Source organism: Roseovarius sp. EL26 (assembly GCF_900327775.1).
In the GTDB taxonomy this organism is placed as follows: domain Bacteria; phylum Pseudomonadota; class Alphaproteobacteria; order Rhodobacterales; family Rhodobacteraceae; genus Roseovarius.
Map to the genome: position 1 here is coordinate 1,604,971 of NZ_OUMZ01000007.1, position 13,674 is coordinate 1,618,644.

14 protein-coding genes are annotated in these 13,674 nt (G+C 54.4%); 6 read left to right on the plus strand and 8 right to left on the minus strand.

Features of this window, described 5'->3' with window-relative positions:
* Window positions 1–36: 36 nt before the first annotated feature.
* From D9A02_RS15715 to D9A02_RS15730, 4 genes are all read right to left on the minus strand, one after another.
* Window positions 37–942 (minus strand): DMT family transporter, encoded by a 906-nt coding sequence (locus tag D9A02_RS15715; protein WP_254054648.1) that lies wholly within the window; start codon window positions 940–942, stop codon window positions 37–39.
* 82 nt (window positions 943–1,024) lie between these two features.
* A complete protein-coding gene (locus tag D9A02_RS15720; RefSeq protein WP_120501842.1) occupies window positions 1,025–1,339 on the minus strand; it encodes a DUF1244 domain-containing protein in 315 nt (104 codons plus the stop codon).
* A gap of 18 nt (window positions 1,340–1,357) precedes the next feature.
* Window positions 1,358–1,699, minus strand: coding sequence for a 5-carboxymethyl-2-hydroxymuconate isomerase (locus D9A02_RS15725; protein WP_120501843.1), 342 nt, complete (start codon window positions 1,697–1,699; stop codon window positions 1,358–1,360).
* A gap of 11 nt (window positions 1,700–1,710) precedes the next feature.
* Window positions 1,711–2,451, minus strand: a complete 741-nt coding sequence (locus tag D9A02_RS15730; protein WP_120501844.1) for an N-formylglutamate amidohydrolase — start codon at window positions 2,449–2,451, stop codon at window positions 1,711–1,713.
* Window positions 2,452–2,629: 178 nt separating this feature from the next.
* On the opposite strand from D9A02_RS15730, the gene pyk reads away from it, so the two are divergent.
* The 3 genes from pyk to rplT all read left to right on the plus strand — a co-directional run bounded on the left by pyk (window position 2,630) and on the right by rplT (window position 4,782).
* A complete protein-coding gene (gene pyk, locus D9A02_RS15735; protein WP_120501845.1) occupies window positions 2,630–4,084 on the plus strand; it encodes a pyruvate kinase in 1,455 nt (484 codons plus the stop codon).
* A 123-nt stretch (window positions 4,085–4,207) separates the two neighbouring features.
* Complete coding sequence (gene rpmI / locus D9A02_RS15740) at window positions 4,208–4,405, plus strand: 50S ribosomal protein L35 (RefSeq protein ID WP_120501846.1); 198 nt, start codon at window positions 4,208–4,210, stop codon at window positions 4,403–4,405.
* 14 nt (window positions 4,406–4,419) lie between these two features.
* Window positions 4,420–4,782: a 50S ribosomal protein L20 gene (gene rplT, locus D9A02_RS15745; RefSeq protein WP_120501847.1), complete on the plus strand. Its 363-nt coding sequence runs from the start codon at window positions 4,420–4,422 to the stop codon at window positions 4,780–4,782.
* A gap of 302 nt (window positions 4,783–5,084) precedes the next feature.
* Here the strand turns inward: rplT and D9A02_RS15750 are convergent, their stop codons facing one another.
* Window positions 5,085–6,221, minus strand: a complete 1,137-nt coding sequence (locus D9A02_RS15750) for an aromatic ring-hydroxylating dioxygenase subunit alpha (protein ID WP_120501848.1) — start codon at window positions 6,219–6,221, stop codon at window positions 5,085–5,087.
* A gap of 29 nt (window positions 6,222–6,250) precedes the next feature.
* Complete coding sequence (locus D9A02_RS15755) at window positions 6,251–7,387, minus strand: aromatic ring-hydroxylating dioxygenase subunit alpha (RefSeq protein WP_120501849.1); 1,137 nt, start codon at window positions 7,385–7,387, stop codon at window positions 6,251–6,253.
* Window positions 7,388–7,787: 400 nt separating this feature from the next.
* Between D9A02_RS15755 and D9A02_RS15760 the strand changes: the two genes are divergently transcribed.
* Complete coding sequence (locus D9A02_RS15760; protein WP_120501850.1) at window positions 7,788–8,990, plus strand: peptidoglycan-binding domain-containing protein; 1,203 nt, start codon at window positions 7,788–7,790, stop codon at window positions 8,988–8,990.
* 5 nt (window positions 8,991–8,995) lie between these two features.
* On the opposite strand, the gene D9A02_RS15765 is transcribed toward D9A02_RS15760, so the two are convergent.
* Window positions 8,996–10,348 carry a hypothetical protein gene (locus D9A02_RS15765; RefSeq protein ID WP_162933101.1) on the minus strand — a complete coding sequence of 451 codons (1,353 nt, stop codon included), beginning with the start codon at window positions 10,346–10,348 and terminating at the stop codon, window positions 8,996–8,998.
* Between the two features lie 228 nt (window positions 10,349–10,576).
* On the opposite strand from D9A02_RS15765, the gene D9A02_RS15770 reads away from it, so the two are divergent.
* Together D9A02_RS15770 and lysM are read left to right on the plus strand one after the other, a co-directional pair.
* Entirely contained in the window at window positions 10,577–12,370 is a 1,794-nt protein-coding gene (locus D9A02_RS15770; RefSeq protein WP_120501852.1) for an ABC transporter transmembrane domain-containing protein, read from the plus strand.
* A gap of 73 nt (window positions 12,371–12,443) precedes the next feature.
* Window positions 12,444–12,869 (plus strand): peptidoglycan-binding protein LysM, encoded by a 426-nt coding sequence (lysM, locus tag D9A02_RS15775; RefSeq protein ID WP_120501853.1) that lies wholly within the window; start codon window positions 12,444–12,446, stop codon window positions 12,867–12,869.
* Between the two features lie 70 nt (window positions 12,870–12,939).
* Here lysM and D9A02_RS15780 read toward each other — a convergent pair whose 3' ends face one another.
* A complete protein-coding gene (locus D9A02_RS15780; protein ID WP_120501854.1) occupies window positions 12,940–13,440 on the minus strand; it encodes a hypothetical protein in 501 nt (166 codons plus the stop codon).
* Window positions 13,441–13,674: the final 234 nt, after the last annotated feature.

Sequence of the window (13,674 nt, forward strand, 5' to 3'; positions counted from 1 at the left end):
GCGACCAATTCCGCGAAAAGGCCTTGGTTAAAGCAATCAGACCTTTGTCGCGACCACGTCCGGTGTGATGGCCCGGCGTTTGAGCACCATTTCACGCCAGCTGATGAAGCTAATCGCAGCAACGATCAGCAGGCCACCGAAGACAACATAAGGGTCGATCCCTTCGTCAAAGAAGATCATGCCCATCAGCACCGCCCAGACCAACTGTAGGAATGTGACCGGTTGTGTCACGGCCAGCGGAGCCGCGCGAAAGGCCAGTGTCATGGCATAGTGACCGCCAGTGGCCAACGCGGCAACACCGAACAGTATCAAAAGCTCAGTTCCGTTCGGTGTAACCCAGTTCATCGCGGCCAAAGGAGCCAGGCCAACGGTCACCACAATTGACAGCATCGCCACAACGATGGCCGCGCTGTAGCGATCCGAGAGTTTTTTGGCCAAGAGGTAGGAGCCACCAAAGGAAATCGCCGTGAAGATCATCGCAACATGGCCCGGCCCGATCTCGCGAAACCCCGGGCGCAGGATGATCAACGCGCCGATCAGGGCCACGCCAATGGCAGCCATCCGGCGAAAGGCCAGTTTCTCGCCCAGAAAAACCGCGGCCCCCAGCGTGACATAAATCGGGGCCATATAGTTCATCGCAGTCACATCCGCGATGGGAATGCGCGCCATGGCAAAAAACCACGCCACCACTCCGAAGGTATGCACAAGCCCGCGCGCTGTGAACAGACCCAGCGACATTCGATCCATATTTGCCGCCCTAAGAGGCCCAAGCATCGGGATCAAAAACACCAACCCCAAAAAATAGCGCAAAAACGCCGCCTCGGCCGCCGGAATGCGGGTGCCCATAGATTTGACCAAAGCCAAAACACCGACAAACAGCAGGCCGGTCGTTACCATCCAGAAAACGCCTTTAAGAGGCTGCGCTGTTACATCTGTTGTCATATGCGCATGAATACGCCCCAAGACGGGAATGTCGAGGGGCGATACCGCACAGATCTATGTGCCGAAATGCTAGGGTTGCGTTTTAGCCGTCTTTGCCGACATTCTCGGCAAAAGACGTTTTGAACGCCTCTTGCTGCTGCGGGCTGGCATCGGTCTGATAGTTAGATTTCCACTCGGCCATGGTCATGCCATAGAACGCCTCGCGCGCCTCATCTTTGGACATGTCGATGCCGCGCTCACCGGCCGCTTCTTGATACCAGCGGCTTAGGCAATTACGACAAAAGCCTGTCAGGTTCATCATGTCGATGTTCTGCACGTCGGTGCGTTTTTCCATCAGATGCGCGCGCAGGGTGCGAAAGGCGGCAGCTTCCAGCTCGATCCGGGTTTGCTCGTCCATAGGTCTCTCCTTCTCTGCTTACAAGATGCGTTTGATGTAGGGCGGGTTCAAGTCATCAAGGCGGACGCTGATACTGCCGATCTCAGGCATTTCTTTGTCCAATGCATCCAACACCATCTGCGCCATGTCTTGCCTGACTTCATCGCTGCGCCCAGGCAAAAGCAAAAGCGTGGCGTGGACAAAACTTTGCGGTTCCACCCCGATGCGCGAGGCGGTCGCGGCAATGGTACGTACACGCACCGTTTCAGGGCCCGTGACCGACGGGTGTGCCACGACAAGTTCCCACATAGTATCGCAAAGTGCTTGCAGGTCGTGGCCTTGCCCCAGATCAGCCGAGTGTTCGAGTATCAGATGTGGCATGTGTCGCTCCCTTATACGCCATCGTCAGCCGCAGCCGCTTTCAGGACCGGTGCCAGACGGCGCGCCCAATTGATCTGGTCTACCTCGGTTTCAATCAGATCATTGCGCAGCTCAATGAGGGTATTGGGCCGCTGGTACGCGATCCCATGCCGCGCAATCGCATCACCGGGCAGATGGCCACCGTAAGGTTCATTTGCGCCGACGCAAAGATCACCCTCTTGTTCCAATCGTTTGACCAACGATACCGAAAGACGTTCATCGGCGGCATAAAGCACTCCGACATGCCAAGGACGCGTGCCCTTGCCTTTTAATGCCTTCGTGAAACTGTGCATCGAGACAATCACAGTATCATCGCGGCGACCGGCCAATTCAGCCAGTGCAGTGTGATACGGGCGGTAGCATTTGTTCAGGCGATTTTCGCGCTCGGCTTCATCTGCGCGACGGTTGCCCGGAATGATCGTGCCATCATAGAGCTTCATCAACAGCGTTGGGTCATCTTCGCCCCGGTTGGGATCAATCACCAGACGTGAGAAGTTCGAACAGATTACCGGCCCATCCAACAGCTTTCCCAGCTCGCGCGCGACGCCAGCCGCACCCACATCATAGGCGATGTGGCGGGCCATATCCTCGGGTGAAATGCCCAGATCGCCACCACTGACAAAGGGGGGCACATAGTTCGAGGCATGATCGCAGGTGATCAGCCAACGGGTGGGGCGGTCGGCCCCGTCGATGAAGTATGGTTGGTAGGTCATAGCGCTTTGTACGTTCATTCTTTCTGCTCTAGGACAGTTTTACCGAGATGTGAACAGGTGGCGGTATCACAAAAAACGTTAGCGTTAACGAAATTTCTGTGACAGAACACGCTGAACTGTTGACAAGAGCCGTACCGCCGCGCATGCCAGCGGTGAAATACATCAAGAAAGACTTGCCATGAGACGCCACCGCAACGTCAAGATCGTCGCCACATTGGGCCCCGCCTCTGAGACTTATGAAAGCATCCGTGCACTGCATGAGGCTGGCGCTGATGTGTTTCGTCTGAACATGAGCCACGGCAGCCACGATTCTATTGCAGAGAAACACCGCATCATCCGCCAGATCGAAGATGAGCTGGACAGCCCGATTGCGATTTTGGCTGACCTTCAGGGGCCCAAACTGCGTGTTGGCACCTTTGCCAATGAGGCCGAAGAGTTGGTGTCCGGCGCGGCATTCCGCCTTGATCTGGATGAGACACCGGGCGATGCAACCCGCGCATGCCTGCCCCACCCTGAGATTTTCGCAGCCCTTGAACCCGGCGCTAGCCTGCTGGTTAATGACGGTAAAATCCGCTTGCGCGTCACGACTTGTGGCTCAGATTTCGCCGAGACCGAAGTGGTCATTGGTGGTACGATTTCGAACCGTAAAGGTGTGAACGTTCCTGATGTGGTGCTGCCATTGGCCGCTCTGTCAGACAAAGACCGTGCCGATCTGGAGTTTGTTTGCGAGTTGGGTGTGGACTGGCTGGCGCTTAGCTTTGTGCAGCGCCCTTCGGATGTTGAGGAAGCACGCGAATTGGTGAAAGGCCGCGCGGCTGTTCTGAGCAAGATTGAAAAACCATCGGCCGTTGAAAGCTTCTCTGACATCCTTGCCGTATCTGATGGCATCATGGTGGCCCGTGGTGATCTGGGGGTTGAACTGCCGGTGCAAAACGTGCCGCCCATTCAAAAACGTCTGGTTCGCAAATGTCGTGCCGCTGCAAAACCGGTGATCGTGGCCACGCAGATGTTGGAATCGATGATCGAAAGCCCGATGCCCACCCGCGCCGAAGTCAGTGACGTGGCGACCGCAATCTATGAAGGCTCAGACGCCATTATGCTATCGGCGGAATCTGCCGCGGGCAGCTACCCGGTGGAAGCTGTCACCACTATGGACAATGTCGCCCGAGAGGTTGAGACCGATCCAACCTATCGCGAGGTGATCATGGCATCGCGCAAGGTTGAACGCACAACTGTGGCCGAGGGCATCGTTTCTGCCGCGCGTGAGATCGCCGAAGCCACCGATATCAGCTCAATCTGTTGTTACACGCAATCGGGCACCACGGCCCTGCTGATTGCGCGTGAACGCCCACAGGTGCCAATTCTGGCGCTCAGCAGCCTGCGCACCACCGCCCGCCGTCTGGCGCTGAGCTGGGGTGTGGATTGCGTGATGAGCGAGGAGCTGGGTCGCTTCAAACATGCGGTCATTGGCGCCGCCCGTGCGGCCCGTTCTCATGGCTATGCCACCGAAGAAAGCCAGATCGTTGTCACCGCCGGTGTGCCGTTCAATGTGCCGGGCACCACAAACATTCTGCGGGTGGCCCCATGTCAGGAAAGCCTGATCTATCCCAATGAACCTGACGACGGTGAATAAAATAAGACAACACTGCCCTTGCGCCTTAAGGACCAAGCGCGTATAGGGCAGCTTCCTACCGCGCGTCCGGCCAACTTGGCATGCCGAGTCGCGCGTTCCCTACCGACCAAAGAGGAGCCGGAAATGCCTAAGATGAAGACTAAATCAAGCTGTAAAAAGCGGTTCAAGATTACCGCAAGCGGCAAGGTTAAGACAGCCCAAGCTGGTAAACAGCACGGGATGATCAAACGCACCAACAAATTCATCCGCAATGCACGCGGCACCACCACACTCAGCGAACCTGATGCGAAAATCATCAAGTCGATGATGCCCTACGGCTAAGGAGAATTTGAAATATGTCACGCGTTAAAGGTGGGGTAGTTACCCACGCCCGTCACAAAAAAGTCGTCAAAGCCGCCAAAGGCTACTATGGCCGTCGCAAAAATACCTTCAAGGTAGCGCGTCAGGCTGTCGACAAAGCCAACCAATACGCAACCCGCGACCGTAAGGCGCGCAAGCGTAATTTCCGTGCTCTGTGGATCCAGCGTATCAACGCCGCCGTCCGCAGCCACGACGAAGCTTTGACGTACTCACGCTTCATCAACGGCCTGTCACTGGCTGGTATTGAAGTGGACCGCAAAGTTCTGGCCGATCTGGCCGTACACGAACCAGAAGCGTTCGGTGCCATCGTCGATCAGGCGAAAGGCGCCTTGGCATAATAAGCCAGTCGCATCGAGGGACAAGAAAACGCCGCGGGTTATGCCAGCGGCGTTTTTGTTTGCGGATCACCTGTGCCGGGCAAAGCCTGACCGCGGGTGGGCGTCGAACCCTGTTCTAAGAAACGCTTTATCTATCAAAGCACGTCCGGCATTTGAAAAATCACCGAACATCACAAAAGAGCCCGCCGGCACGTAAGAGGCATACCAACTACAAACGGCGCGCCTCTGATGCAACAAGACGGTCAGGCTCTGCCCGGTACGCTAGCGCGCTTGATTCCGGGCAAGAAGCTGTTTTGCAGAGTTTACTCCGCTGCGACCAGTGATTGCTCGTACTGGCGGTCTTCTTCGGCCAACCACAGCAGGAAGTCGTGCACTGTGCCTTCGTAGTCATCCCCTGCCAGTGGGCCAGATTCTGCATGGGCAGAATTGAGGGACACCTGCATGCGTTCCAATTTCTCGCGGTCTTCACGGTTCACATCTTCCCAGAGCGAAATGCGCTGTGCGATGGTCGCATCGTCCAGCTCATCGCCGTAGGTCGACATGGTCCATTTGACCTCGATCTCTTCAGGGCCACGTGGGAAGATCATCAATGACACCAGCAATGTCGCCGCTTGACTGGCCACCTGATTGGGGAAACGGGCAAACAGACTGGAGCGGCGGCGCTCGGCCTCGCTCAGGTCTGGTGCGCCATGGCCACGGGTTTCCGTCGCCTCGGGATAGTTCGCATTGTAGCTGGTAAAGCCCGGGCCGCTGGCGGCTTTTTTGGCCATGCCCGTGGGGGTGTAGCCGTGCAAGGTCTGTGGATGCACCACCGAGAGGTGATACCCTTCCATAAAATTCTCAACCAAACATTTCCAGTTGGTTTTCCATGTTTCCTGCGCAGAATGCACCAGGCGGAATTTCTCCGACTCGTAAGGGGCGACCAGCGTATCCAGAGCCTCGGCCTCTGACATGGGGCGCGCAACCGGGTTCAGGTTGCAATAGATGAAACCACGCCAGATCGTGACGGCATAGCCATGCAGCTTGCATGATTTTGAATCAAAGCTCGAATTTTCCATCCGTGGTGCGCGCAACAAATCACCATCGCGACCGTAAGCCCACGCGTGGTAGGAACAGATGAAACGTTTAACGTTGCCCTGCCCCTCGGCCAACGGCATGCCGCGGTGGCGACAGACATTGGCCAGAACGCGGATTTCATCATCATCGCCTCGCACAACGATCAGCGGTTCTTTCAAGACCTGAATGGTAAAGAAGTCGCCGGGTTCCGGCACCTCGTCCACCCGGCCTAAACAGTGCCAGCCATCTTTCAGGACATGCTCACATTCCCAATCGAAATAGGCTTGCGAGGTATAAAACACCCCCGGCAATCCACGTGGGCCATCTTTTGGCAGGGCTGCAAGGTCCTGCAATGTGCTCCGAAGTTCTGCAATCTCAGGCATGGTATCCTCCCTTTGTCCTGTCTTTCTCGTCAACTATCTGCGTCGACGCGCGCCATCAGATACTGTGCGAAATCATAATTTGGCCGCTCCAAGTGGCTTAGGTGACCCGGTTTTGCCATGCCAGAGCTGATCCCGTTGAACACTTTCTCGGTGCAGCCACGATCCTCAACGTTCACGTCATCCAGCAAAGTCTTGAGATCGGCAAAGTTCTGCTGTGCATCTGCGTCATCTTTGTAATCATCCGACATGCCGCCGCCAAAACGGATATGCACCTTGCCCGGGGCCACAGGATGCAGCGACAGATACCAGAAGTATCCGGGCGTCAGTGTGATCAGTAGGCTTGGGTAAATCGCCAATAAGAACGTCGTGCGGCGCTCGTCACCTTGCAGGCGCGTATTGCTGGGATGCGCCATCGCAATTTTCAGCGATTCCTCCTTGAGGATGGTGTGGTAGTTGAAAGCTGGGAGACCCGGAGGGCAGATCATGTCCTCAAGCTTGGACAGGCCACCGATGGTTCCCGCGTGACAGACTGGCAGATGATAACTTTCCATGAAGTTCTCGGCCAGAACTTTCCAGTTGGTGTCCCAGACGTGCTCTTCATAGAACGCCTCGGTATAGTTAGTCATATCATAACCACCGATCAGCTCTTCGACCTGCGCCAGTTGCTCGGCCACTGGTGGGGCATCAACGTTTAGAGTGATGAACACCCAGCCCAGCCATTCCTCGCAACGAACTTTGGGCAGCTTGTACTGATCTTTGCAGAAGCCTTCGTTCAGGGTCATCGCAGGCGCACCCCGCAAGGAACCATCAAGGTTATACGTCCAGGCGTGATAAGGACAGACGATGGACCGCGTATTGCCCTTGCCGTGCAGCAGGGTCGACATCCGGTGCAGACAAACGTTTGACATCGCCTGCAGATTACCCTCACGATCCCGAATGACCATCACCGGCTGCTCGGCCAGCTTGGCAGTGGTGTAATCACCCGGATTTTTAAGGCTATCTGCGCGGCCCACGCAGAACCAGTCCTTGGCAAAGACCTGATCCAGTTCCTTTTGCATGAAATCGAGTGAGGTATAGACCTCGGGCGGCATGGCGCGGGCTTGCTCGAATGGCACAGCGGTATTTGCGCGCAACGCCTCAACGGCATCGATGTGATCTTTGGCCATGACGAACCTTTCATCTTTAAGCGTGGTGTTAGATGTGCGGCGCGGGCTTCATCTTGGGCCAGCCACCTACAGGGAAGTCTCTTGCTGAGTCGCAGGTAACTACGCGGGGCCCGTCAGATAAAGTAAAGTATACCTAATTTAATCTTAGGCAAATTCTAACCGGCTCTGACCAACTAGGGATGCACAGCCCACGATCTGTACTTTACCATATCTAGGCGACTATGCGTGCAAGTCGTATAGGGTTCTCAGACCTTCTGTTTTCCAGGAATGATGATCCCAACGGCATACACAGTTGACTTTATAGTCAGAGCCGCGAAAATAACCATTACCAACAAGATATATAGAAATATTTATTGCCTCTTGAGATACGTAAATTGAACGATTGATTTTGGAGAATATAATGGGGACCCGCATCAAACCTTCTATCGTCATCGCTTTATCCCTGTCGGTAGCGTTGCCATCGATTGCCCAAGCAGATTGGAAAGATGATCTTGCGAAAGGTGCGGTTGGTCTCATTATCCTTGAGAGCGCGAAGCAAAGTCAAAAACAGAGCAATACGCAAAAGAACACCCAAAAGGATTCTAAAGGAACCAAAAAAAAATCAACGCAGAGTGGGTTTTCACGTGGCGAGCGGATTCAGATACAAAATGCGCTGAATGCCATGGGTTATAATGCCGGAGTTGCTGATGGCGCTCTGGGCAAAAAGTCCCGTGCAGCAATCACTCGTTTTCAGGGGGCCATGGGGTATTCTCAAACGGGTGCTCTGACACGTCCTCAGTTCAATCATCTGGTCAGTGTCGCACCTGCGGCAGGGTCTGGGAATGCCTTTACGCAGGCCAATCCGGACCGCCAGCTCAACCCAAATGAAGTAAGCTTGCTGCAACAAAGCCTCGCTAAACTGGGCTATTATTTTGGGTCGATTGACGGGCAAGCAGGCAAGGGCACCGCCAATGCGGTTTCAAGCTTTCTGACGCAAAATGGTCATGACCCCTATCAGACATCTCCGCTCAAAGCACTGGTACTGGCCGGGCAAAAATCCAACACACCAATCCCTGCTCATCTCGTGCAGGAAGCCAGCTCAGGCCATGGGGGATCTGGTGTATTTGACGAGCCATCGACAGGCTCAGGTCAGCAACAGGCAAGCGACGTTTTCGGCGCCCCTCAATCTGGACAATCTGCGACACAATCAAATGAGGCCGCAGCCATGTTCGGAGGCACGCAAACCGGAAGCACCGACCAGCAACAACAAGGCGGCGAAGCAGCGCAGGGGCAATCACAAAGCGGATTAGATGTATTTGCCGCGAGCCCTCAACCCGCCGATGCATCGCAACAAACCGGCAATGCAACCGCAACGACCCAACAACCCCAAAGCAACCTTGATGTCTTCTCGCTTGATGCTGATCAGGCAGAAACCAGCGACACCAGTTCAATAAATGCGGCCCAGATACCCGAAAATTCTGAACAGTCATCAATGGCGGAGCTATTCCAAGTCGGTGGGTCTACAACTGATCAGGCAGAAGTGACAGACACTGCGACTGAAGCCAATCAAAATCAGACCGCCTCGCAGGGCGGCCTGGACGTGTTTGAACTGGGCAGCGAATAAGCCTCTTATTCAGAGGCCTGCTGTGCGGTTGCTTCCACCTTCGTCAATGTTCCGCTGAAATTTTCCCAACGTTCTTCAGGCTGGGCTTGGCCCAGTTTATTCTTCTGAACAAGTGCCTGACCAGAAATTGGCAACACGCCACCTGCTGCCTTTTCATAATCGACACTGCCGTAATATGTAACAACCGTATCCGCGACTTTCTTGACCGTGCCATCAATAGCTTTGCTTTCTTTGGTCGGCGTTGAAATCTGTAGTACAAAGGTCGAGTTTCCAACCGCAGCTGAACCGGTAATATTGGTAACGCTAGGGCCGGTAATATCTGAGCCGGGCGAGTTCAACTCGCCTTTGCCCACAGCCCGGAACCCCTGTTGCTGAAACTGCGCGGTCAAAGCCTGCTTGACGCCCAAGGTCTCAATGCTCAATGGTGCAGTCAATTTCAGGTAATCCGCAGCGCTTTGACTCGGATGGGTATAGGTTTCCACACGTACCACCGCCTCGGATGAGAGACCAAAAAGCTGCCCATCCGTTGGAAACACCTGGATCATGCGTTCACCGTTATTGGCAGCCCGTACATTGTAGCTAACGATTGCATACAGCTGGCGCCCAAACGTATTAAATAGAGTTCGCGCATCGTTTTCCGGCAGGGTCAATGTGGCACCGAATGGAAAGGAATTTCCTGAATGACGTTGGCCACTTTCGTCAACAACGTTGAAGCGCCAGGGGAATTCATTCGCGTTGACCGACGTCCCTTGCAAAGCACGTTGAGCACAATACTGCACGCCGCTTTGTTCATTTATGGTGCCAGAAATAGGATGTGAGCTTTGCACACTACGGACATTTGTCAGAGGCAATGCACCGGTCGAAAATGCATATTCTCCGGTGTCGATTGTGTACATCACATCAAAACGTGAACGAATATCTACCCCAGCCACAACGGATCTAATTTGATCCTTAAGTTCGAAAGATTTCACAAAGTAATCCCTGCGCTCAAATTCGCTGGAAAACGCTGCATCGCAATTAAATTGCGGATCGTGTGACATAATGTAGATCAAGAAATTCACGTAAAAACTCGGATCATCCCAGACCGCAGGATTGGATCGGATGTATTGAAATAAGGAGCGCGCATAAAGGTCACGCATGCTGATGACCTTGGCAGTCTTTATGATGTCCACCTGTGTTGCGCTGCCTTGCGTTTGCGCAAAACTTGCAGAAGCGCAAAGACCAAGACCAGCAGCCCCAATCAAGGACAACACAGCACGGCGAAGGGAATGATGGATGGGTTTAGGGGCAATAATATTGAATAATTTCATACTTAACTCGGCTTTATTCAGATGTATTTCTATCAAGGAGCGTACCATGCTTCCCTTTGATTTCCAGACTCTTTTGGTAGCGGTGCCTCGAAAATTCATCGGAGGTCGACCTATTTCGTCGCCAACATCCGGATGCCAGCGCTGCATTTGACAACAAATCTACGGCCTTTATTGAAATTTCACCTCATCACACCGCATGTGGTCAAACTGTCCTCTTGACCCCGCGGCTTGTGATCGCCAAACAACGCTGCAGCATAAAACAGAAGGTAGAACACCGTGCGCACAGCCAAGGCAGACGCAGAGCTCAAGCAACGTGACACCTCGAAGCGGATCGGGGCACTGTCCAGCCTTTGGCCATTTATCCGCCCCTACCGCATTCTGGCCTTAGGTGCGCTATTGGCGTTAATGCTGACGGCAGGCGTTTCATTGACGCTTCCACTGGCAGTGCGTCGGGTGATTGACAACTTCAACGCACATGACAGCGCTTTGCTAAACCTCTATTTTACTGCGGCCATCGGCATTGCGGGCCTTCTGGCCGTGGGAACGGGCCTGCGTTATGCGCTGGTCACCCGGCTGGGCGAGCGGGTCGTGGCCGATATCCGCAAGGCAGTTTTTGCTCGTGTCATCACCATGAGCCCCACATTTTACGAGCGGGTGATGACCGGAGAGATCATCTCGCGCATCACCACAGATACAACATTGATCCTGTCAGTGATCGGCTCATCAGTTTCTATTGCTCTACGCAACTTTCTGATCTTTTTAGGCGGGCTGGTTTTGATGCTGTTTACCTCGGCCAAACTGGCCGGGCTTGTCCTGCTGATTGTGCCTTTGGTGATTGTGCCAATTCTTACACTTGGACGGCGCCTGCGTGTTCTCAGCCGGATCAATCAGGACCGGATCGCTGACAGTTCGGGCAATGCATCCGAAGCGCTGCTGAGCCTGCAAACCATTCAGGCCTTTTCGCAAGAGGGCGCAACACGGCAACGCTTTGATACGGTGACCGAAGCCAGTTTTGACGCCGCCCGTAAACGTATCACAGTGCGTGCGCTGATGACCGTCATTGTAATCTTTCTGGTCTTCACCGGCGTGGTTGGGGTGCTGTGGATCGGTGCACTGGATGTCCGCAATGGAACCATGAGCGCAGGCGCGCTGGTTCAATTCGTGATCTATTCGATCATGGTTGCGGGGTCGGTTGCAGCGCTGTCTGAAATCTGGGGCGAATTGCAACGCGCCGCTGGGGCAACCGAGCGTCTGATTGATTTGCTGCAGGCCGAAGACCAGGTTCGGGACCCCGCACTGCCAAAAGCCTTGCCCACCCATGTGAGTGGTGCAATCCATTTCGATGGCGTCTGTTTTTCCTATCCTTCACGCCCCGAGGTCGCCGCGCTAGATCAGATCACACTAGATATCAAACCCGGTGAAACTGTCGCCCTTGTTGGGCCTTCTGGCGCGGGGAAAACCAGTATTATCCAACTGGTGCAACGGTTCTACGATCCCTCGCAGGGCCAGATCAGTCTGGATGGTGTGCCTTTGTCTGATATGGCGCGTCATGAATTCCGTCAGGCCATGGCATTGGTCCCTCAAGACCCAGTGATTTTTGCCGCCTCGGCCCGCGAAAACATCCGTTTTGGCCGTATGGATGCTAGCGACGCCGAGGTCGAGCAAGCTGCCTGCGCCGCCGCAGCACATGAGTTCATCACCGCCCTGCCCGACGGTTATGACAGTTATGTCGGCGAACGCGGTGTGATGCTGTCAGGTGGCCAAAAGCAACGCATCGCCATAGCCCGCGCCATTTTGCGAGACGCGCCAGTGTTGCTCCTGGATGAGGCCACCTCAGCGCTTGATGCTGAAAGCGAGCGCGCGGTGCAAAGTGCCGTTGAAGACATGGCCAAGACCCGCACAACCCTGATCATTGCCCACCGTCTGGCCACAGTGAAAAAGGCGGATCGGATCATCGTCATGGATCAAGGTCGCATCGTCGCTCAAGGCACCCACGACACCCTCGTGGCTGAGGGCGGGCTTTACGCGCGACTCGCTCGGCTACAATTCACCGATGGTGAGGCCGCCTGAGAAAAATTCCCCTTCCACGCCCCGGTTAATTTGCCAATTATGCTCGCATAAACACTCAACCAGGAGATGGAATATGGGCCTTTGGAGTTTCATGAAAGACACCGGAAAATCAGTCTTTGGCGGCGGCGAACCCGAAGCCGATGCTGTGACACAGGAAATCACCGACCTCGGCCTTGATACATCAGGCCTTACCATCGATGTCGTTGGTGACGTGGTCAAAGTATCCGGCGAGGCAGCCAGTCAGGAAGCCAAGGAAAAGATCATCATGGCCGTAGGCAACCTTGAAGGCGTATCAGCCGTAGAGGATAATGCCGGTGGTGCAGATCCAGTGTTCCACGAAGTTCAAAAAGGTGACACGCTTTGGGCTATCTCAGCTGCGGCACTTGGCAATGGTGCGCGTTACGAAGAGATCTTTGAAGCCAACAAGCCAATGCTAAGCCACCCTGACAAAATCTATCCCGGTCAGCAGCTGCGCATCCCACAGGATGCCTCGGCTTAAGCATCGTAGAAAAAGACGCGAAACGGCCCTCAGTGAGGGCCGTTTTTGCATTCAAAGGCGGCAAGGTGCGTTACCGGCCAATGGCCCGCAACACCGCGACCAGAACAATCCCGTAGAGCACGTGCCCAACCAAGGCGACCCAGACAATTCCACTAAAGTTCAGGAAAAACGGCAATCCAGCAATTGTGGTTATTCCGCCAATGGCAAAGACCCAAAGACCAAAGCCATAGATCACGGATGGAATGAGCCAACCTTTTGCCCCCATGATGCGCCGCCAGATCGGTGCAAAGATGAACAGCCATCCGATCGGATAGCCAATCAAGCCAACCAGGTAGAAATGCACAAAATACCCAGCAAAGTCCCCGTTCGGCAAACCAAGGCTACCCAACAGGCTTTTGGCCAATCCATGAGGCGACAGGTTTGCAAAGCCCAAGCTGGGGCTGATCATCTGCCCCCACAGGTCGAATGCATTGGTCGCAAAGAAGCCTGCGACAAACATGAGACCCAGTGTATGCGCATTAAGCGCAGGGATTGCTCTGATAGAGCGCGAATTATTAGATACTGAAGCCACGATAATTATCCTTCTCGGGTTCCATTTCAATTGACTTGCTGCCCACTAAGGGTGATGTGCCGACCGTTTCAACTTAATGAGGCAAATATATCTGATTTGTCACAGAGTGTTGACGCCACATTTCATACGCAGATGGAACAACGGTGGGCGTCTCATCCAAACGGGGCAATTACAACCACCCTCGCACGTCAAAGCAGATTTCTTTGCCGAGAGGTATGAGTATGCTACATTCAT